Origin of the sequence: Nocardia sp. NPDC046473, from assembly GCF_040645995.1 — a bacterium.
In the GTDB taxonomy this organism is placed as follows: domain Bacteria; phylum Actinomycetota; class Actinomycetes; order Mycobacteriales; family Mycobacteriaceae; genus Nocardia.
Window position 1 is genome coordinate 115,761 of the sequence record NZ_JBEYZJ010000011.1, and the last position, 19,476, is coordinate 135,236.

Below are 19,476 nucleotides of genomic sequence, written 5' to 3' on the forward strand. Positions count from 1 at the left end.
ATGTTGCTCACCTGAATTAATCCTTGCTCGCGTAAGCAAGACGAGCTACAGTTTTGCTCATGCAAGCAAATAGTGGCTCGGATAAGCAATCGGGCCGTACGTTCACCGAGGCGGCGCGGCGTGCGCAGATCGTGGCGGCCGCGATCGACGTCATCGCCGAGCACGGCTTGCCGAACACCTCGTTCGCGAAGATCGCGCAGCAGGCGGGGCTGAGCAGCACCGGCATGATCTCGTACCACTTTCGCGGCAAGAACGACCTGATTCGCGAGGTCGCCGACGAAATCGTGCGGGTGAACACCGAATTCGTGGTGTCCAAGCTCGAGCGCGAGGCCGGTTACCTGGCCGCGCTGCGCGCGTACTTCGCCGCCAACCTTGCCCTGCTCGACGAGTACCCCACCCATCAGCGGGCGCTCGCCAGCATCGTCGCCAATGCCCGGCCGGGCGACCCGCAGACGTTGGGTCTGATCGAGACGGTCGATGAAATCGCCCGCAGCCAGGAGGCGTGGCTCCGAGAAGGGCAGCGGGCCGGGGAATTTCGGTCCTTCGATCCCGCGATCATGGCGCTCGCCATTCGGTCCGCTCGCGACGCGGCCGTCGCCCGCGCCGGGGACGATGCCGACTTCGACGCCGCCGGTTGCGCCCGTGAACTGGCCGACCTCTTCGAACGCGCCACCCGTAAGCAATCGTGATCAACACCGGAGCCGAGATGAATGCACCACAGGTACTCACCGCCGAACCCACACCGGAACAGAAACGTGCCGCCGTCCGCCGGCACCTGCTGCGCCAGCTGATCGTCGAGTTGGTGCTCCCACTCGGCGGCTACTACGCCCTACGCGCGGCCGGGGTGAACCCATGGCTGGCGCTGATCGCGCCCGCGCTGCTCATCGCGGGAATTGTTGCCTACCATGCGATTCGCGAACGCCGCATCGAAGCGTTCGCGCTGTTCACCCTCTCGATGATCGTGGTCGGCACGCTGATGACCCTGGTGACCGGCGATCCCCGCACGCTGCTGGTGCGCGACAGCTGGATCTTCGGGGTGGTCGGCCTGTGGATGCTCGGCAGCCTGCTGACCCAACGTCCGTTCATGCGCACCGCGTCCCGCGCCATCGTCACGGCGAAGATCGGCGAGGAAGGCTACCGCCAGTGGGATGCCCGCTGGGACAACGACTCCCGATTCCGCAGCAACCTGCGGGTATTGACCGCGGTGTGGGGCGCCGCCTTCACGCTGGACGCCCTGGTGCGGGTGCTGCTCGCCTACACCCTGCCGATCGACGCGATACCGCTGGTGAGCACCCTGCAATGGTTGGTGGTGCTCGGCGCAGTCCTTGTGTTCCACAACATCTACGTCACCAAACACGGTCTGAAGGCCTGAGTTCAGACCTGATGGACGGGCTCGACCGACTGCTGGACGCGCCTGCCGCCGCTGGTCGAGTTGCTCCGGCAAACCGCTGAGGGCCGCGGGTAGGCAGGCATTCTCCGGGACTTCCCCCACTGCGGCATCACTCCAGCGGGGTACGGGAGGTCCCCTCAGGAGGTGATGAACTCATGGGATCACTTCCCTACCATGGCGGTCGTGCCTATCACCCGCGCTGCTCGCGTCCTGCTCGTTGCCGGGCTGTGGCTGCTGCTGGCTTCGGTGGGGATGGCGCCCGCGTCGGCGGATTCCGCTGCTGCGGGCGCGGATGTTTCGGTCGCGCAGACGCTCGGCGATCGGGAATTGACGATCGTGCTGCGTCGGGTGACCAGTGTGCCTGGGCCGTTGCGCGTCGACGTGGTCACGCACGCGGGCGCCGCCGCGGGGAAGCTCACGCTCGCGGTGACGCCGACGGGAGCCGGTTCGGACCTGCCTGCGCCGGGCGTGCCGACCGCCGAGGCCGTTGTCGAACTCGGTGGCACGTCAGGGATGTACTCGGCCACCCTCGATATGGACCGGCCAGGTCCTTGGGAACTGTCGATCGGCGACGGAGCGCGGGTGGCGCGGATTCCGTTCGTGGTGCCCGCGCAGGTCACCTCGCCGCCGGAGCGGCTGGTCTACCTGGGTTTCCTGGTGGCCGGTGTGCTGCTGCCGGTTTCGGTGTTGATCGCGATGCGGGCTCGGCACAGTGCGTGGGCGTTGATTCCGGCCGGTGGGATGGTGGCGGGGGTTGCCGTGTCGGTGACCGCGGCACTGCTGTCGGCATCGTTGCCGCTGCCGCCGCAACCCGGTAGTCAATTGGACCCGACGGTGGACAACGTCACCGATCCGTATTCGTTGAACCAGCCGTTGATTTCGGACTATTCCCGGCCTCCTGTTCTGCTCACCGTCGAAGGGACGGTAACTTCCGGGCGGCCAGGCGATTTCGATCTCGTGCTGCTCGACGCGGCTACCGGGGCGGCGGTGGATGATCTGCTCGTGCACGACAGTGCGCTGGTGCACCTGCTGGTGGTCGGCCCGAGTGGTGGACTGTCGCACCTGCATCCGATCCGGACCGGGCCCGGCCGGTATCAGGTTCATCTGACCGCTCCCGAGCCTGGTCGTTATGCGCTGTCGGCCGAGTTGGCTCGCCGTGGTGGTGGTGTCCAGATGGTGCGTGCCGCAACCGGGTTCACCGCCATGCCGAATGATGCGAACGCCGCGCCTCGGATATCCAGTGCCCCATTGCATCTCGGTGGCGGCGACAAATCCGCTGCGCTGGTTCTCGATGGCAACGCCATCACCGTCAAGACAACCGACGCGGTGGTGGGGACGCCGACGACCATCACCGCCGAGGTCGGTGACACCTCCGATCTGCAACCGTGGCTCGGCATGGTCGGGCACCTGATCATGGCGGGGCCGGTGCCGGACGGCACCGTGGATATCGCTGCGGCTGTGCAGAACTCGGCTGTTTGGGGTCACGCGCATTCGATGGGACCGTCGTCGATGCCGGACATGCCGGGGATGAGTGGCGCGCACGACATGTCGGGAATGGGCGGGATGCACGGGATGGGCGCGGCCGGCTCGGGACGCGGGGTCATGCTCATGCCACCCGTGAACGGTGAGAGTCCGCCCGACGAAACCGTGGCTGCGTTCGGGCCCGACGTACCGTTCACCTTCACATTCCCTGTCGCGGGCCGGTACCGGCTCTGGATCCAGGTCGAACGCAATTACACGCTGCTCACAGTTCCTGTGGTGCTCGATGTCGCGGGGGTCCAGCGATGAGCGCGTTCACCGGTCGACGTTCGTTTCGTGTTGTCGCCGCGGTAGGTGTCGTGGTCGTAATCGCCGTCATCGGATGGCTGGTGCGGCCTAGTCCGCCTGCTCCGGTAGTGCTGAAAACCGGTACGCCGCAACACCTTGTCACCGTCACCATCGACAGTCTCCGGCTCGGCGACACCGCCGTCGATGTGACCGTCACCGACCGCGCGGGCGCTCCGATAGACCATGCGGCAGTACAGGTTCAAGCTATCCAGCCGCTGATGGGCCATGCCGGAGCGCCGATCTCGGCCGCTGCCAACGGGTCCGGTCGCTTTCATGCTCCGGCGGTCTCACTGATGATGACCGGCCCCTGGGAACTACGGCTGTCCATCGACGCACACAACGGCGTCGACCAAATCACCCTGCCACTGTGGGTCGGCGGCTGAGCCCGGGTCGCACGCACGAACCGCAGGAGCACTACAGAGGAGGGACCGCTCGTCATGAATATCTCAGCACCGCCCGACACGATCGAAAGCGCGCCGAACACCGCCGAAGGCGCGTCCGACAACAGCACCGCCGCCCGGGTCGGGGCCTGGGGTGTGCTGCTCGGCACCGCCGTCACGTTGATCGGTCTCAGCTGGGATATCCAGTGGCACAACGACGTCGGCCCCGACACCTTCTTCACGCTGCCGCACCTGTTCCTGTATTCCGGCAGCGCGCTGTCCGGCTTCGCCAGTCTCGCCATGGTGCTCATCGCCACCTTCGCCCAGCGCGCCGGACGGCCCGTGCCCGCGATGGGTGGCACACCGATCCGCGTGTTCGGCAGCAACCTCACCGCCCCGCTCGGCTATATGGTCGCCGGGGCAGGTGCCGCGTTGTTCCTGCTCTACGGCCTGCTCGATATGCAGTGGCATTCGATCTACGGCTTCGACGCGGTGCTGAACACCCCGTCGCATGTGGCGCTGTTCCTGTCCATCACGCTCACCATGATCGGCAGCATCATGGTTTTCGCGTCGCACCGCGACCATCGCTGGGGCCAGGTCGGCATCGTCTTGGCCATCCCGATCATGATCACCTTCGCGCCGATCCTCGCCGAGGCGTTGAACAACCTGGAACTGCCGATCAATTCGATGATTCTGGGGACCGCGTTCTTCGGGCCGATGCTGCTGGTGCTCGGTGCCGCCGTGCTGGCCCGCCCCGGTGCGGCCATCGCCATCGCGCTTGCCCTCGGCATCATCCAGGCGATCCTGTGGTGGTTCTCGCCGTGGGCCGCGGAGACCTACGCCTCGGCGATCGGGCTGCCGCTGCGGGACGGACTCGGCTCGCGCCCGCCGTCGCTGCCCGCCATGATGCCGATGTTCCTGCTCCTCGCCGCCGTCGCCGTGGAGGGTCTGTTCTGGCTGGCCCGTACCCGTGGCTACGACGCCAACAAGATCGTGCTGGCGGCCGGTCTGGTCACCGGTCTCGTTGTCGGCGTGACCTTTCCGCTGCAGCTGCTGTTCATCCACGCCTTCTCGCACCTCGCCTTCAGCGACGTCGCGATGTCGACCCTGGTCGCGATACCGCTCGGCCTGCTCGCCGGCTTCCTCGGCGGCCGCTTCACCCGCATGCTGCCCATGCCCGCAACGGAGACCGCCCGATGACCACCCTGCGCAAACTCGCCCTCACCGTGCTGGCGACCCTCACCCTGTCGCTGGTCGCGATCGCCCCCGCTTCGGCCTACGCCCCCGTCGACATCGTGCACACCGAACGGGTCCAGGTGGGCCCCTACGCGATGACCGTCGGCTTCTCCACCTGGCCCATCCGCGCGATGAAGTCGCTGGACTTCACCTTCCTGCCCGAAGGCGGCATCGCCGACAAAACCGGAACCTTTCGCATCGCAGGCCCGGCCTACCGCACCTGGAAACGCAACGCGCCACTCGTCCGCCACCCCCGTAAACGCGACTCCTGGGGACTCGACATCCTGGCCATCAACGATCCCGGCGATTACAGCTTCCTCTTCGCCCTCGACGGCCCGCTCGGTCATGGTGAAGGCACCCTCGACGGCATCCACGTCCTCGACCAACCCGGCCCACCACTGCCCCTGAGCTGGACAATCGCCTCCCTGCCCCTCCTCGGCCTGATTGCCTTCCTCGCAGTCGCCTGGCGCCGAACCCGCCCCGCCCGCCAACCATTGCCACTGTGACCGGCAACTCTGCGGCTACTCTTCGTACATGATCCTGTTCCTCCTGCCAGACCACGACTACGACCCCACCGAATCGGCGGTGCCGTGGGCCGCACTGCGGGACGCCGGGATCCCCGTCCGCTTCGCCACCCCGGAGGGGCGAGTAGCCCTCGCCGACGACCGCCTGGTCGAACAGGGCTTCTCCCTCCTTTCCCCACTCCTGATGACCCGCGCCGATGCGCTACGCGACTACGACCGAATGCGCGAAGACCCCGACTTCCAGTCGCCGCTGGCGTATTCGGACGTCGTCGACGAGGAGGTCTCGGGCGTCTTCGTACCAGGCGGCCACGCTCCCGGCATGAAGTCGATGCTCGAATCAACCACCGCCCAAAACATTTTCGGCCACGCACTGCTGGCCGGAAAGCCAGTTGCCGCCGTCTGTCATGGAGTTCTGCTTGCTGCCAGGGCAACGGATCCGGAGACCGGCCGCTCGGTGCTGTACGACCGCCGAACCACCGCCGTCACAGCCACTTTGGAACTCTCGGCCTGGAACCTGACCCGCCTACGCCTGGGCGCCTACTACCGAACCTATCCCCAAACCGTTGAAGCGGAAGTAACTGCCGCCCTACGCGATCCGCGCCAATTCGCCCGCGGCCCCCTGATCCCACGCCGCGACACCGCAACCCGCCGAAACCGCGGCTTCACCGTCCACGACCGCAACTACATCTCGGCAAGATGGCCCGGCGACTGCCACCGCTTGGCCGCCGAATATCGAGATCTGGTGCTGGACAACCGAAGCGCTCGCTGAGCGGTCAAATTCGACCGCCTGCAAGAGAGCGTGCGAGGTCCGCCCGATGCGATGATCAGGCGGGTTGCAGGACGAAGAACAGGAAGCATGGGGCGGTGGTGAGGGCTTGGTATTCCTCGGGGAACAGGTCGCGGGCGGCGGGGTCGGGCGGTGGCTCGCTGATGGTGGAGATGCGGAAGCCTGCTGCGGTGAAGGCGTCGGTCATCGCGTGTAGCGGGCGGGCCCAGAAGCTGATCGGGACGGTCTGGTCGCCCAAGGTCCAGTGGAAGTCCCATTGATAGGTCGCTGAGTAGTTGGGGCTTTGCCCAGCCAGGCGTTGCATGCCGTAGGCCACGAAAGGGTGGTCGACCGAGACAAGGAGTCGACCGCCGGGTGTCAGGACGCGGCGCAGCTCGGTGAGCGTCGGCCCCCAGTCCCGCAGGTAGTGCAGCACCAGGGACGCGACGACATCATCGAACTCACCATCGGCGAAGGGGAGTGGGTCGGCGAGATCGGCGCACCGCAGTTCCACCTCGGTACCGAGGCGCTGCCGGGCCAGCTCCAGCATTGCGGCGCTCGCGTCGATGCCGGTGACGATCGCCCCGCGATCGCGCAGCGCCGCGAACAGCGGGCCCGAGCCGCAGCCGGCGTCGAGGATCCGTCGGCCGGCCACGGCTCCGGCGAGCTCGAGCATCGCGGGCCGTTCGTAGTAGGCGTTGTAGAGGTTGTTCTCGTTCTCGGCCGTGTACACCTCGGCGAAGCTGTCATAGTCGTTCGCCCGCAAGGGAAGTGCGCGATGCTCTGGGACCGGATTCATGTAGCCCATGCTGGCATGCCGAGCTCGCCCACGTCCCGGTGATGCCTGGTGTCAGGAGGCGGTGAACGCGGGAAGGCGCAGTGCGTTGTGCGCCGGGTGGGCGGTATCGGCGCGCAGGGTGGAGAGTTCGCGCAGGGCGGCGTTGCGTTGCGCCAGGGCCTCGGCCGTGCGGGGGAACATGGCGGCGTCACCTTCGCTGACCAGCGCCTGGTTCTGCTCGACAAATGATCGGGTGGCCTGCTCGTAGGCGGTGAATGCACTCGTGTGGTCGGCGTTGGTGGCGAGTTCGCCGGCCAGCATGTATGCGCCGACCAGGGCGAGGCTGGAGCCTTGACCGGTCAGGAACGACGGGGCGTAGGCGGCATCGCCGACCAGCGCGACGCGACCGGCCGACCAACGGGGGAGGCGGATCTGGCTGACGACGTCGAAGAAGAGGTCGTCCGCGGTGCGCATCGCGCTGACCATGCGGGGAATCTCCCAGCCGTCATCGGCGAAGACGGACGCGATCAGGTCGCGTTGCGCGGCCGGGTCGCGGAACGCGTAGAACGGGGGATCGGCGCGGGCGAAAGTGAGGAAGCCGTGGATGTTTTCGCTGTCGCCCACGGCGTAGAGGGGCGCGCCGCGGCCCGGAACGTTCCAGATGACGCCCTCGTGGGACAGGCCGAGATCGTTGTGCATGGTGAATCCGGCGAAGCAGTAGCCGAGGTAGTGGTGGAACTGTTCCTCGGGACCGAAGATAAGGGCTCGAACACCGGAGTGCAGGCCGTCGGCGCCGATGACGAGGTCGAACGTGCGGCGGGTGCCGCTGCGGAAGGTGATGTCGACACCATCGGCGTGGTCGTCGAGAGTGGCGATGGAATCGTTGAAGAGGAATTCGACGTCATCGCGGACGGCGGCGTACAGGGCTTTGGTGAGATCGCCGCGGGGCACCTCCAGGTCGAGGCCTTCGACGCCGCCGGCGAGGGCCTCCGGGTTGACCGAGGCGATCGGGCTGCCGTCGGGGTTGACGAAGGTGAGTCGGCGGGTGCCGATGTGGGCGGCCCGCAGTTCCGGCAGCAGACCCATCCGCTCGACCACGTCCAGTGCCGTGCCGCGAATATCGATGGGGTAGCCGCCGCCGCGGAGGGTGTCCGCCTTTTCGACGATGGTGACGTCGAAGCCATAGTGGTGCAGCCAGTAGGCCAGCGCGGGTCCCGCGATGCTGGCGCCGGAGATCAAGACAGTGCTCATAACCACTCCTCGGTAGCTGTCGGTCAATATAGCTAACTTAGGTATGCTTTTCGGAGCCGCACGATCGCTACCGTTATCGGGACACCTAGGCCAACTATATACCTAACTTAGGTAAGTAAGAGGTGAGATGAGCGACAGGAACGACGACCGGCTCGACCCGGCGGCAGTGCTGCCGCACCTGATGCAACTGAGTGCGGTGCTCAACCGCAGCCAGTTGACGGAACGGGCCATGGACCAGGTCGGCATTCCGTTGGACCGGCCCGCGCTGACGGTGCTCGTCACGCTGCGCATGGCCGGGCAACCCCTGCGGGTCGGCGAGATCGCCACCCGGATGCAGGTCGTCGGTCCGCACGTCACCCGGCACCTGCACGAACTCGAGCGGCGTGGACTGGTGCACCGGGTCACCGACCCGAATGACCAGCGCGCCAGGCTGATCGAGCTGACGTCGGAGGGAGGCGAGGCGGCCGGTCGGTACCTGGGGGCCGTTCTCGGCTGGTTCACCGACGCGGTGGCGGACTGGTCCGATGAGGATCGGCGGGTCTTCGGCACGTTGCTCACCCGGTTCGTCAGGGACGTGACCGCCCGTCTGGCCGACCCCGATGACCACTCCACCTGAACCTGCCGAGTCATTATCGGATGCGACTGCGCCACAGTGTGTCTCGCCTCGGCGGGCGACGCCATACGCGGCGAGTGCAACCAATGTCGCTACGCCGGCAATTGGACAGGTGGTTGGTTAGTCGACGTGGCGGACGCAGGAGGCTACGGCTTCGCCGGATTGGTCGTCGGAGCGGCCGGTGGCTACTCGGTCGAGGGTGACGGTTACTGTTCCGGCGCGGTCGATTTCGATGCGTTTGTTGCCGTTCTGCTCGTCTATCAGGACGGTGGCCAGGTGGCGGCGGCCCGGGGGGAGTACTCGGACGGTGATGTGGCCGTCGCGGACGTTGTCGAGTTCGCGGGTGGCTACGTGGCGGACTCGGGTGCAGAGCAGGGCAGCGGTGGTTTCCAGGCCGCCGTCGTCGAGGAGCATTACTTCGACGCCGCGTTGGCGGGCGGCGCGGGCGGCGGCCAGGAGTTCGGGGGTGGACAGTTGGGGGGCGCGGAGTTCGTCGCGGAGTTCGGCTTCGAGTAGCCGGCATTCCTCGCGCTCTTCGGGTTGGAAGGGGACGGCGGCGGCGATGCGTTCGAGCATGGGGCGGGCGCGGCGGTCGAGGCGGTTGAGTTGGCGTTTGCGTTCGGCGTTCTGGGCGTCGATTCTGGCCTGTTTCACCGCGCGGGCGGTGGACTCGATTTCGAGGTGGTGCAGTGAGCGCAGGGTCGGGCGCATGATGGCGGCGAAGACGGCGGCGATGGCGACGTTGACCATCGGCACGACGGCCTGCACATAGGCGGTCGGTTCGCCACCGGCGGCGAGCACGACGGCGACCCAGGTGGCCGCGGTTCCCGTCCAGGCCAACATGTTTCGGCCGCGCAGCACGAGCATCGCCAGCGCGCTACCCGCGGTGTAGGCGGTCCACACGCTGGTGTGCGCGTGCAACTCGGCGGTGACTTGTTCGTGGGCGATCAAGGTGGCGATGGGACCGGCGGCAGCCACGAAAACCGCGGCGCGCTGGTGGATCGGTTTCCCCGTGTCGAGCACGACCACCACGGTGGCGACGACGATGAGCACAGCGGCAGCGGCCAGCGACACCGAAAGCGGCAGCTCGGCCCGGCGCACCGAGCGGATCACCACGGCGGCGTCGGTGGCGAGCACCACGGCGATGATCGTCACCATGGTGGCGCGGTGTTCGCTGAGCAGTCGGCTCAGGTCGCCGTCGTCAGGCGTCATCGGGTGCGTTCCATTCCAACGTGATTCGGGTGCCCGCACCGGGGCGAGAATCGATGGTGGCGCGCCCGCCCGCCTCGCGCATCCGCTGCACGATGCTCACCGTGACGCCGAGTCGATTGGCCGCGACCAGCGCCGGATCGAAGCCTGCCCCGTCGTCGGCGATGACGACGGTGATGCCGCACGCGCGCGCCATGATCGACAACTGCCGTGCGACCGAACGCCCCGGCACATCGGCGTGCCGCACGCTGTTACGAACGGCTTCGGCCGCGGCCTCGGCGAGCGCGGTCACTGCGGCGGCATCAATGCGCAGATCGGCCGAGCTGTAGTCGTGGCGAACCTGCACGCGCAGTTCGGCTTCGGTGGCGTCGACCACTTCGCGCGCGATCGTCTCGATCGCCTCGAGATCGGTGCACATGTCGTTGACCCGCCCGATGGCCGCGAACTGGCCGAGCGCTTGATTCGCTTGCCGCGCAAGCATGGTGGGGCAGCCGCCGCGCGAGGTGTCGAGCAGGGTGGCGAGCACCTTGTCGTGGATCACGCCCGCGAAGCGTGCCCGCTCGCTGGCCCGCGCCTCATCCGCCGCCGCGCGCGAAGCCGACTGGTGTGCCCTAGCCCGTTCCTTGTCGAGCAGGCGGGCCGCGCGCCGCGCCGTTTCGGTGATGTAGACGAAGGTCACCGTGATGCCGAGGATGCGCATCGAGGTGAGCGCGAACTCGGTCCAGCCGAGGTCGCCGGTGGCCTCGCCGGTAGACGATGCGGCGAGCACGCTGACGCCGACGACATAGATCGCGGTGGCCGGCGTCCGCCAGGCCAGCGTTGCCGCGACCCCGCCGAGCGGCACCAGCCGATAGATCCATTCCACATCGTCGGCGATCTGCCCGGGCCGCACCGCGAACCCGGACAGTCCGACAGCCACCGCGAAAACCGTTGCGTGCGTTGCCGCGATGACCCGCACGGTGGGCAGCGCGACCTGCAGGGCGGTGGCGGCCAGCAGCAGTGCGGTGCCGAACACGCCGAACATGGCGAGCGCGGTCCACCAGCCGGGAAAGTGCCGCGACTGCTCGGCGATCTCGGCGGCGTCGCCCGCGCCGAAGATCCACACGCCGACACCGAGCGCGAACAGCAGAATGCGATCGATCTGCTCGGCGGCGGCTCGGCTGATCGAAGTCTGCTGGCTACATCGACCCGACAACGCGGCCACGGTGCGGCCGAACAGTGACGGCGACATCGAGGTCATCGCGGTTCGCCGACCTCGATCCTGGACCGGCTCGACGCTCGCCTCGGTGCGTACACGGCCCTGGCCTCGCGCTTCGGGCGCAGGTTGATCGTCAACTTCATCGCGGAGTCCCGGTCGATCCGCAGCGTGCCGCCGGCGAGCAGCAGCGCGGTGAAGATCTGCCCCTCCAGCAGGGCGAGGGCGGAACCGATGCAGACATGCTCGCCCGCGCCGAACGGCAAGTAGGACAGCCGCTCCCACGACCGGTCCGCCTCCTGCGCGAAACGATCGGGGTCGAATTTCTCCGGATCAGGGAACTGCCGAGCCGACCGGTGCATCACATACGGGGCGACGAACACGATCGTGCCCTCGGCGATGGCGTAATCGCCGATCCGCGTCGCGCACGCGGCCTCACGCAGGAACGCGGGCGATGGCGGATACAACCGCATCGATTCCTTGAACACCTGCAGGCAGTAGGGCAGTTGCCCCAGATCCTCGGCCGTCGGCGTCGCGTCGCCGAGCACTCGGTCGACCTCGGCGGCGGCGCGTTCGGCGATGCCGGGATGGCGTGACAGCGCGTACGCGGTCCAGAACATCGCGTCGGCGCTGGTCTCGTGCGCCGCCGCCCACAGGTTGATCACCTCGTCGACCAGCCGGTCCTGGCTCATCGGCGCACCGTCGCGGTCGCGCTGGGCGAGCATGGCCGACACGATGTCGTCGTGCCGCTCGGGATTCCGGCGCCGCTCATCGATCGCGCCGGCGGCCCAGTCGCGGACCAGCGCGAGATCCTGAATGAAGTCGCGGTTGCGTTTCGTCGGAATGTTCAACGGCGCGACGATCGGTCGCGACATCGCCCGCATCTCCCAGTCGAAGATCCGGGTCGCCGCCTCGACCACCTCCCGATGCCCGTCGAGAGGTTCGTCGATCAGCAGTCCGGCGACGACGTCGTGCATCATCTCCTGCACCCCGGCGAGCAGGTCGACCTCGCCCGCCGCCTGCCATTTCCGCAGGTGTGCGTGCATCCGGGTCGCCATCACGTCGACGTATTTCGGCACCCGCCGCGCGGTGAACAGCGGCGCGACCATCGCACGCTGGGTGCGATGCACCTCGCCCTCGGAGATGATCAATCCCTCGCGCAGCGCGGGCCACAGCGTGCCCGTCACCGCCCGCGCGCGCCGGAACTCCGCGGCGCGTGACACGAGTATCTCGTTGATCTCCGCAGGCCCGGTCACCAGCACGGCCGGAAACAATCCGATCCGAAACCCGGCGACCGGTCCCTGCTCGTCGGCCAGCCGTTCCATCACGGCCAGCGGGTCACGGAACCAGCGCAGCGTGGTACCCAACCCGAGCACGCCACGACGTCCGTGGTCCAGTAACTCGAATTCCCCCGCCCGATCATCGTTCACTGACGATTCCTCCCATGGTTCGTCATCGAAGTCAGAGCGATTCGTCAGCCCCGCCGCCCGATGATCCGGACGTCTGACGAGCAGTCTGTCTGTGCCGGATCGTATTGGGGTGACGGCTCCCAGTCATGCCCGCAGAACTGGGGTTAGGGCCCGGTTTTCGCGATGTTTTCGCAGGTCGGTGCCGTTCGTGAGATGCGTTCCACAGCAGCGGGTTCGGGCGGCGCGACACCCGCGAGTTAAGTGATAGGATGATTGATCTTAGTTTAGCTAAACAGTTGCTGGTCTGCGTGTGTTGCCTCACCTGATGAAGGAAAAACAACTCCATGGCTGTCATGCTGCAAACAGGAGAACAGCGCGGCACCGGTGCGATCGGCAAGCCGCGCGCCTCGCGTGAATTCGCGGTACTCGGTGCCGCGATCGTGTTCGCCTGCGTCTCCGTCGGTGCCTGGCTGGAATTCGTCCGGCCGAACTGGGACATGTACTGGCATCAGGTCGACCTGCAGGTTTACATGTGGGGCGGCTCGATGGCCGCGCTACATCCCGAGCTGCTGTACGACGGACGCGGCCCGCTGGGGCTGCCCTTCCTCTATCCGGTCTTCGCCGCGTGGATCTGCGCGGAATTGGCCCAGTTCCCGATCAACTATGTCGGGACCGGCATTGTCGTCATGACGTTGGTGTCGCTCGGAATTAGCGTATGGAGTGCCGGGGTGCTGCAGCGGCGGCGGCGCGGGCTCATCCTGGTCGCGCTGACCATCGCCGTCAGTGCCGCCGGACTCTGGCTCGAGCCGGTCCAGCAGACCTTGCAGTTCGGGCAGCTCAGCGTGATTCTGATGGCGATGGTGCTAGCCGACCTCGCCCTCCCCAAGAATCGTTGGTACCGCGGCATTCTCATCGGCATCGCGACCGGTTTGAAGCTGACGCCCGCCGTTTTCGTCGTCTATCTGCTCATCACCCGGCAATTCAAAGCCGCTGTCACTGCGGGCGCAGCTTTCGCCGCGACGGTCGCGATCGGCTTCTGGTATCGGCCGACGCAGGCGCTGGAATTCTGGACCACGACGATGACCTCGCAGAACCGAATCGGCTTCGCCTATGTGCAGAACCAATCGATCAACGGGCTGTTCGGTCGCCTGCAATGGTCGACCTGGGAGAACAGCAGTTCCTCGCTGGTGTGCGCCGGCCTGCTCGGTCTCGCCGGAATAGCGGCGGCCCGGATCGCCTATCTGCGCGGCGACGAATTGCTCGGCGCGCTGCTCGCGGCCACCGTGATGCTGCTCGCCTCGCCGATCTCCTGGACGCACTACTGGGTATGGATTGTTCCGGCGCTGATGTGGGTGTTCCGCGCGCTGCGCGATCGTCCGCTCGGTGTCCGGATCGCGGTACCCGCGGTCAGCTATTTGTTCGTATTCGCGTGGCCGATGCGCATCGATCGGGTCGGCTGGTGGGACCCCGATCTACCCCTGCTACCGCAAGGACTGGTCTGGGCGGTGCCACAGACCAACGGCCGCGAATACCGTTGGACCCTCTGGCAATTCCTGCTCGGCGACTCGTACACCCTGCTCGCCGTCGGTGCGCTGGTCGCCGCGAGTGCCTGGCTGCTGCTGCGCCGACCCGGGAACCTGCCTGGTGAATCGGGCATCGAGCCGGATTCCGTCACCGTGGTCAGCTCGATGACCTCGAAGGAGCTCGCGGAATCCCGGGCCGCACATACGCGGGGCACCGGGACGGTCGAAGTTGCTGCGGAACAGCAGGATTCGGTTCCACTGTAGGCGCGGGTCAGCGTCGAAACCTGAGAAGCATTCAGGCTCCGAGCTTTTCGCCGCCGTGTGACGCGGTGGACAGGCCGAATTCGCGCCTGGCGACGTCGTTGGTGACGAGGCGGGCCGCAGCGATGAACGGGTCGCGCAGCGAGGAGAGATAGAGGGTGTCGGCGTGCCTGCGAACGCCGGAAACCATGGACAGGACGCCGATCGTGTCGATGTGCCGGAAGGCGACCGTGCCCGCCGCGAATATCTCCCATCCACATGGTCGGCTACCCGGTCTGGCTGCCGATGGCGTTGCCGAGCAGCGCGGCGAAATCGCCGCCCAGCGCGCCGATCAAGGCGTCCATCGCACCAAGGTCCGTCAGCATGGTGTTTTGTGTTTCGGTACTGCAGCCACCCGGCGCCGGTATGCCATCGAGGCGATCACGCAACCACAGCAGCGCGCTGGCCGCACCCGTCACGGTGAGGGAGAGGTGCTCGCTGACGAGGTCGCGGTGGTAGTTCACCGACGCATGTGGATCGCGGCAGTAGGTGTCGACCAGGCTGTCGACCCGCCAGGGAGCGGTGATCTGGTCGTTGACCGACTCGTACAGGAACATCGGCGCGGTCGGCACCGCCTTGCCGAGGCTGGTGTCGTCGAACACCTTGTTCAGCACCGGATCCTGGAATGGGTCGTGATCGAACAGGCCCAGATAGTTCATGCCGGGTACGACCACCGAGGTCAGATTGGTGCACAGCGGCTTCTTGATCGCGATGATGGCTTGCCCCAGCGGATTGACGTGGCTCGCCAAGGCCTGTGCCAGGTCCGGATACTCCCGGCTCACGCCGATTATCGCGGCGAAGACCAGGCCCGCGAACAGGGTCCCGTTGTTGACCTTGGCCAGTTCTCTTGTGTCACTGGGAATTCCGCCGGAGGCCACGCCCTTGATGCGCAACTCGGGTGCGTAGCTCGGTTGCAGTTCGGCGGCCCAGCTGGTCGCGATGGCGCCGCCGGAGTAGCCCCACATACCGACGGGAGTGTCCTTGCCGGACAGCTCGGCGGGTTCGAAGTTCTCGACCGCCCGGATGCCGTCCAGCGTGGTGTGCCCGGCCAGCGGGCCCGCCGCGTAGGCGGAGTTGGGTCCCTCGTGGTCGGGGACCGAGACGGTCCAGCCCTGCTGCACGCCGGTCATCGCCAGCAGCAACTCGAGCTGGGTGACCAGCGTCAAATTCGGCGGCAGCGAACCAGCCTGCCAGGCGTAGGACGGTGCGCAGTAGTGGGCGAGGCTGTTCTCGGCGACCTGATACGACAGCAGCTTGCGGCCACCGGCCGGCGCGGGTCCGCGCGGCTTCAGCACGGTCGTGACGCCCGAGATCGCATTGCCGTGCGCGTCGTTGGTGCGGTACAGCAACTGCCAGGCATCGACGTTCAACGGCAGAATGCTGAAGTTCGCCAGGTTGGCGCGCCGGGCCCGCAGAATCTGACCGGGTTCGGCTGCGGCCACCGCGGCAGGTGACGGGTTATAGAAGTCATCGAATTCCGGTGGTAGTGGCCAGAACGCGGGCGGCTCCGGATTCGACTCCGGGCCGGCCAGCGCGGCGGGGGAGCCGAGTATCGACAGGGCAATCGCGGCGACGACGCCGAGCACCACCGACCTGGACCTATTCACGCGTTGGCGAGCAACCACGACGTTGCCTCCCTGGTCGATCGAATCTTAAAAGCTTGATTACCGAATATTGAGCTGACTGTACTATGGTGTATCGCATACCTCAATAGCCAGTTTGCGGCGTCATTGCTGGAAGTGGCTCAGCGGTACTGAATCAGGCTCCCACTCCGGTGTGATGACGGTTGCGATACCGCTGCATAACGTCTCGCCTTATGCGCTCACATCGAATGCTCGCGGTCTCGCTCGGTCTCCTTGCTGCCGTCACGACGGCTTGTTCAGGTACCGCCGAATCGGACGTTCCAATGACGTCTGCCGCGAGGACGATTTCGTTCGGCGACTTCGTCTCGAAGGCGGAGCTGACCTTCCCGCCCGGTGACCGACCCGCGCCGCTCGTCGTGCTCGTCGGTGGGTCGGGTCCGGAGAATCTCGACGCCGACGACGCGAGCGACGGGGCGACTTCGCGCGGCCATCTGTTCGCCGACGTCGCCCGCTCGCTCGCGGATCAAGGATTCGCCGCGCTGCGCTACAACAAGCATTACGTCAACGGACTCGGCGACATCGATCCACGGTTCGGCGCCGAACTCACGATGCCGCAGCTGGTCGATGACGTGCACAGTGCCGTGAATGCGGTGGCGAACGACCCGAGGATCGATCCCCGACGGGTGTATCTCTATGGCTGGAGCGAAGGTACGACCGTTGTCGCCGCGGCCGCGAACGGAATGCCGAACCTGCGCGGGATCATCCTGCAGGGAGTGGTCGGTATCCCTTGGCGGGAGGGTTTGATCGCACAGTGGGAACGTGTTGTGCGGCCTTATCTTCGGAACTTCGCGGTCGACGGGTCGGTAGGCGCCGCGGAACTGAGTCGAGCACGGCACGGCGACGGCGGCGTGGTGGCGCACGAACTCGTCGGCGTGCTCGGCGACGACGTCAGTTCGGCGCGCACCACCATCAACCCGACTTTCGACCCCGACGGCAACGGCAGGATCGATCTTGACAACGAACTACCTACTGCCGCAGTGAAGTTCGTTGACGAGCAATTGGCGGGTGGCCTCTTCCGTCTCTACGGTGCACCCTCCGCGCTACCCGATGTCACCGCGCAGGCCGCCGTGCTCCGCGACCTTCCCATCCTCACCTTGCACGGCGAGAACGACAGCAACGTGTCAGTAGACGCCGCCCGCCGACTCGATCGGGCATTGGCGGCCAACGGAAGTCGTGATCACACCCTGCGCACGTATCCCGGATCCGGCCATTCCCTCAGTGCGGCAGCCGATCTGCAGCACGACCCGATCGGCCCGATTCGGCCGGAACCGCTCGTCGACCTCGGGCGCTGGCTACGCGACCACGAATCACGCTGACCTGGTTCGGATTCAACCGCGGTGGCCCAGCGTGAGGTCGAGGAATTCGAAGAATTGCTGCCTGATCATCCGAGGATCGACGGCACCGACGAATTCGTGATCGGTGGACTGATAGCCGAAGAACTGGGTGCGTACTCCGACATTGCGCAAAGCAGTGCTCAACTGAACGCTCTGCTCGAACGGTACCAGGTGATCAAGAACGCCGTGCTGCAACAGAAATGGCGGGTCGTCGCTGCTGACGTAGTTGATGGGGCTGGCCGCGCGGGCCCGCTCCGGGCACCGCGACGGTGCGCAACCCAGATATTGGTGCTCGGGTGAGCCTTCGTCGTGCGGCAGACCGCCGGGCAGGGCCTGACTGTTCATTGTCGTGAAATCGGCCGGTCCGAACCAATCCGCTACTGCCTGAACGCGGCTGGAATACTCGGGGTTGCCGCCGTCGCCTTCGAGTTCGGGGACATCGCCGGTGGTGCCCAATATGTTGGCCATATAGCCGCCCGCTGAATCTCCCCATGCGGCGAATCGGGTGGCATCGAAGCCGTAGGTGTCAGCGTGCGCGCGGAGCCAGCGCACCGCGGCTTTGACATCGAAAACCGGAGCGGGCCATTGGCTTTGCGGGCTAAGGCGATAGTCGACGCTGGCCATGGCATAGCCGCGCTGGTTGAGCGCGTGGGCGATGTCTGCGACCGATCCCCAAGGCAGTGGGAAGCCCGAATTGGCCCGATTGCCGGAAATGAATCCGCCGCCATGGAAATAGATCACCAGCGGCGCGGGACCACCGGGGTGCGCACTCGGTAGATAGAGATCGAGTAACTGGGGAGTTCCCGCCGCTTCGGTATAGGGAATGGCCGGTAGATATCCGGTCGGTGGCGCTGCGTGCACCGTCGCGACCGTGACGCCGAGCGAGCTGGCCGCAGCCAGCAACAGAATTGCCGCGAATCGGGGGAGGAACCTGCGGTGGATCATCATGTCGAACTCTTCTGTCGAAGGCAGGCTGAATTCGCGCCCGGTACTCGGACGGCCGCGATCAATGGTGGCAGGAATGAACAACGGAGGGTTTGCCCAACCGGGATTAGCGGTAGCGCCTCGCGAGAGCTATTGGGTGACACGGATGATGGCGTACGCCTCGTGCGTCGTCAAGCCCGGCGAAACAATCGGCTGGTATCGACGATCCCCAGCTGCGGTGGCTCCCCCTTTGATTCACGGTAAGTCTTGCAATGCGGTGCGAATCACATCCAGGAACCACGCCTGCGCGGCGCTACGCCCCGGCGGCCTGCGCGTATACGCGGCGATCTCGGCAGGCTCGATGGGCCACGGCAGCGCGAAGGTCCGGACCCGATGCATCCCGGCCATGGCGCGAGCGATCCGGTTCGGCACGATGGCGACGAGTTCGGTGTCCTGCACGACATACGGCAGCGTGGCGAAGCGAGTGACGCGGACCGCGATGTGTCCTTCCAGCCCGTGTACGCGCAGGGCGTCCCGTGGTGCGGGATGACCGGTGGTGCCCTCGACGACGATATGCCGTTCACCTCGGAGTTCGGCGTCGGTCGCGGCGGCACCGTGCAGCCGCGGATGGTCGGTCGAGACCATCCCGGCATAGCCCTCGGTGAACAGCGGCACCCGGCTGAGCCGCACCGAATCCAGCACCGGGCTGGCCACGATCGCGTCGACTCTGCCGCGGGTGAGTTGATCTTCGGCGGTGTCGATGTCGAACGCGTGCACCTGCAACGTCGCTTCGGGCGCGCGGGCCGCGAGTTCGGTGTGCACCAGCGGCAGTGAGTTCACCTCGCCGAGGTCGGTGAGGCCGATGGAGAAGCTGATCGGCCCGGACGGGTCGAATTGTGTTGCGGCGCCGATGGTCACATCGAGCTGCTCGATGGCGGTGCGCAGCGGCGGATAGAGCCGCTCGGCCTCCGAGCTGGGCACCAGGCCGCCCGGACCGCGCACGAACAGCTCGTCGCCGAGCCGCCTGCGCAGCTTGCCCAACCCGTAGCTGACGGTGGGCTGGGTGACGCCGAGTACGTCGGCCGCGGCCGTCACGCTCCGCGTCTCGTAGAGCAGGACGAAGGTCCGGATGAGGTTGAGATCGAATTCCGCGCCCATAGATCTCCTCTATATA

At 66.5% G+C, this 19,476-nt stretch carries 19 protein-coding genes; 10 read left to right on the plus strand and 9 right to left on the minus strand.

From position 1 onward, the window contains the following. The first annotated feature begins 59 nt into the window (after positions 1-59). The 7 genes from ABZ942_RS35840 to ABZ942_RS35870 all read left to right on the plus strand — a co-directional run bounded on the left by ABZ942_RS35840 (position 60) and on the right by ABZ942_RS35870 (position 6,126). Positions 60-689, plus strand: a complete 630-nt coding sequence (locus ABZ942_RS35840; protein ID WP_357390056.1) for a TetR family transcriptional regulator — start codon at positions 60-62, stop codon at positions 687-689. Positions 690-706: 17 nt separating this feature from the next. Further along, on the plus strand, positions 707-1,372 hold the full coding sequence (locus tag ABZ942_RS35845) for a VC0807 family protein (RefSeq protein ID WP_357390058.1): 666 nt from the start codon (positions 707-709) through the stop codon (positions 1,370-1,372). A 201-nt stretch (positions 1,373-1,573) separates the two neighbouring features. Continuing rightward, positions 1,574-3,178: a hypothetical protein gene (locus ABZ942_RS35850; RefSeq protein ID WP_357390060.1), complete on the plus strand. Its 1,605-nt coding sequence runs from the start codon at positions 1,574-1,576 to the stop codon at positions 3,176-3,178. Beyond that, on the plus strand, positions 3,175-3,600 hold the full coding sequence (locus ABZ942_RS35855) for a FixH family protein (RefSeq protein ID WP_357390062.1): 426 nt from the start codon (positions 3,175-3,177) through the stop codon (positions 3,598-3,600). The genes ABZ942_RS35850 and ABZ942_RS35855 overlap by 4 nt, the downstream gene beginning before the upstream one ends. A gap of 54 nt (positions 3,601-3,654) precedes the next feature. Further along, entirely contained in the window at positions 3,655-4,797 is a 1,143-nt protein-coding gene (locus ABZ942_RS35860; protein ID WP_357390064.1) for a hypothetical protein, read from the plus strand. After that, positions 4,794-5,339, plus strand: a complete 546-nt coding sequence (locus tag ABZ942_RS35865) for a hypothetical protein (RefSeq protein ID WP_357390065.1) — start codon at positions 4,794-4,796, stop codon at positions 5,337-5,339. Before ABZ942_RS35860 ends, ABZ942_RS35865 begins: the two co-directional genes overlap by 4 nt. Before the next feature lie 28 nt (positions 5,340-5,367). Then, positions 5,368-6,126: a type 1 glutamine amidotransferase domain-containing protein gene (locus tag ABZ942_RS35870; protein ID WP_357390067.1), complete on the plus strand. Its 759-nt coding sequence runs from the start codon at positions 5,368-5,370 to the stop codon at positions 6,124-6,126. Positions 6,127-6,181: 55 nt separating this feature from the next. On the opposite strand, the gene ABZ942_RS35875 is transcribed toward ABZ942_RS35870, so the two are convergent. Continuing rightward, entirely contained in the window at positions 6,182-6,922 is a 741-nt protein-coding gene (locus ABZ942_RS35875; RefSeq protein WP_357390069.1) for a class I SAM-dependent methyltransferase, read from the minus strand. A gap of 51 nt (positions 6,923-6,973) precedes the next feature. Further along, the gene (locus ABZ942_RS35880) at positions 6,974-8,152 is read right to left on the minus strand and encodes an FAD-dependent monooxygenase (RefSeq protein ID WP_357390071.1); all 1,179 of its coding nucleotides are present in this window, start codon (positions 8,150-8,152) and stop codon (positions 6,974-6,976) included. A gap of 127 nt (positions 8,153-8,279) precedes the next feature. On the opposite strand from ABZ942_RS35880, the gene ABZ942_RS35885 reads away from it, so the two are divergent. Beyond that, complete coding sequence (locus ABZ942_RS35885; protein ID WP_357390073.1) at positions 8,280-8,768, plus strand: MarR family transcriptional regulator; 489 nt, start codon at positions 8,280-8,282, stop codon at positions 8,766-8,768. 117 nt (positions 8,769-8,885) lie between these two features. Here the strand turns inward: ABZ942_RS35885 and ABZ942_RS35890 are convergent, their stop codons facing one another. From ABZ942_RS35890 to ABZ942_RS35900, 3 genes are read right to left on the minus strand one after another with little or no spacing between them, the layout of a single operon-like run. After that, on the minus strand, positions 8,886-9,977 hold the full coding sequence (locus ABZ942_RS35890) for a hypothetical protein (RefSeq protein WP_357390075.1): 1,092 nt from the start codon (positions 9,975-9,977) through the stop codon (positions 8,886-8,888). Next, the gene (locus tag ABZ942_RS35895) at positions 9,967-11,214 is read right to left on the minus strand and encodes an ATP-binding protein (protein WP_357390077.1); all 1,248 of its coding nucleotides are present in this window, start codon (positions 11,212-11,214) and stop codon (positions 9,967-9,969) included. Before ABZ942_RS35895 ends, ABZ942_RS35890 begins: the two co-directional genes overlap by 11 nt. Next, positions 11,211-12,599: a cytochrome P450 gene (locus ABZ942_RS35900; protein ID WP_357390079.1), complete on the minus strand. Its 1,389-nt coding sequence runs from the start codon at positions 12,597-12,599 to the stop codon at positions 11,211-11,213. Before ABZ942_RS35900 ends, ABZ942_RS35895 begins: the two co-directional genes overlap by 4 nt. Positions 12,600-12,922: 323 nt before the next feature. On the opposite strand from ABZ942_RS35900, the gene ABZ942_RS35905 reads away from it, so the two are divergent. Continuing rightward, positions 12,923-14,365: a glycosyltransferase 87 family protein gene (locus tag ABZ942_RS35905; RefSeq protein WP_357390081.1), complete on the plus strand. Its 1,443-nt coding sequence runs from the start codon at positions 12,923-12,925 to the stop codon at positions 14,363-14,365. A gap of 31 nt (positions 14,366-14,396) precedes the next feature. On the opposite strand, the gene ABZ942_RS35910 is transcribed toward ABZ942_RS35905, so the two are convergent. After that, positions 14,397-14,552: a hypothetical protein gene (locus tag ABZ942_RS35910; RefSeq protein WP_357390083.1), complete on the minus strand. Its 156-nt coding sequence runs from the start codon at positions 14,550-14,552 to the stop codon at positions 14,397-14,399. A 76-nt stretch (positions 14,553-14,628) separates the two neighbouring features. Then, a complete protein-coding gene (locus ABZ942_RS35915; RefSeq protein WP_357390085.1) occupies positions 14,629-16,008 on the minus strand; it encodes a lipase family protein in 1,380 nt (459 codons plus the stop codon). 299 nt (positions 16,009-16,307) lie between these two features. Here ABZ942_RS35915 and ABZ942_RS35920 point away from each other — a divergent pair, with 299 nt between their 5' ends. After that, the gene (locus ABZ942_RS35920; RefSeq protein ID WP_357390087.1) at positions 16,308-17,360 is read left to right on the plus strand and encodes an alpha/beta hydrolase; all 1,053 of its coding nucleotides are present in this window, start codon (positions 16,308-16,310) and stop codon (positions 17,358-17,360) included. Positions 17,361-17,372: 12 nt separating this feature from the next. Here the strand turns inward: ABZ942_RS35920 and ABZ942_RS35925 are convergent, their stop codons facing one another. Together ABZ942_RS35925 and ABZ942_RS35930 are read right to left on the minus strand one after the other, a co-directional pair. After that, the gene (locus tag ABZ942_RS35925; RefSeq protein WP_357390089.1) at positions 17,373-18,326 is read right to left on the minus strand and encodes an alpha/beta hydrolase; all 954 of its coding nucleotides are present in this window, start codon (positions 18,324-18,326) and stop codon (positions 17,373-17,375) included. A gap of 231 nt (positions 18,327-18,557) precedes the next feature. Beyond that, complete coding sequence (locus ABZ942_RS35930; protein WP_357390091.1) at positions 18,558-19,460, minus strand: LysR family transcriptional regulator; 903 nt, start codon at positions 19,458-19,460, stop codon at positions 18,558-18,560. Between the last annotated feature and the right edge of the window lie 16 nt (positions 19,461-19,476).

Coding starts and splice junctions, on each gene's coding strand:
- ABZ942_RS35840 (WP_357390056.1), top strand. CDS start 60: ATGCAAGCAAATAGTGGCTCGGATAAGCAATCGGGCCGTACGTTCACC.
- ABZ942_RS35845 (WP_357390058.1), top strand. CDS start 707: ATGAATGCACCACAGGTACTCACCGCCGAACCCACACCGGAACAGAAA.
- ABZ942_RS35855 (WP_357390062.1), top strand. CDS start 3,175: ATGAGCGCGTTCACCGGTCGACGTTCGTTTCGTGTTGTCGCCGCGGTA.
- ABZ942_RS35860 (WP_357390064.1), top strand. CDS start 3,655: ATGAATATCTCAGCACCGCCCGACACGATCGAAAGCGCGCCGAACACC.
- ABZ942_RS35865 (WP_357390065.1), top strand. CDS start 4,794: ATGACCACCCTGCGCAAACTCGCCCTCACCGTGCTGGCGACCCTCACC.
- ABZ942_RS35870 (WP_357390067.1), top strand. CDS start 5,368: ATGATCCTGTTCCTCCTGCCAGACCACGACTACGACCCCACCGAATCG.
- ABZ942_RS35875 (WP_357390069.1), bottom strand. CDS start 6,922: ATGAATCCGGTCCCAGAGCATCGCGCACTTCCCTTGCGGGCGAACGAC.
- ABZ942_RS35880 (WP_357390071.1), bottom strand. CDS start 8,152: ATGAGCACTGTCTTGATCTCCGGCGCCAGCATCGCGGGACCCGCGCTG.
- ABZ942_RS35885 (WP_357390073.1), top strand. CDS start 8,280: ATGAGCGACAGGAACGACGACCGGCTCGACCCGGCGGCAGTGCTGCCG.
- ABZ942_RS35890 (WP_357390075.1), bottom strand. CDS start 9,977: ATGACGCCTGACGACGGCGACCTGAGCCGACTGCTCAGCGAACACCGC.
- ABZ942_RS35895 (WP_357390077.1), bottom strand. CDS start 11,214: ATGACCTCGATGTCGCCGTCACTGTTCGGCCGCACCGTGGCCGCGTTG.
- ABZ942_RS35905 (WP_357390081.1), top strand. CDS start 12,923: ATGGCTGTCATGCTGCAAACAGGAGAACAGCGCGGCACCGGTGCGATC.
- ABZ942_RS35910 (WP_357390083.1), bottom strand. CDS start 14,552: ATGGTTTCCGGCGTTCGCAGGCACGCCGACACCCTCTATCTCTCCTCG.
- ABZ942_RS35920 (WP_357390087.1), top strand. CDS start 16,308: ATGACGTCTGCCGCGAGGACGATTTCGTTCGGCGACTTCGTCTCGAAG.
- ABZ942_RS35925 (WP_357390089.1), bottom strand. CDS start 18,326: ATGATGATCCACCGCAGGTTCCTCCCCCGATTCGCGGCAATTCTGTTG.
- ABZ942_RS35930 (WP_357390091.1), bottom strand. CDS start 19,460: ATGGGCGCGGAATTCGATCTCAACCTCATCCGGACCTTCGTCCTGCTC.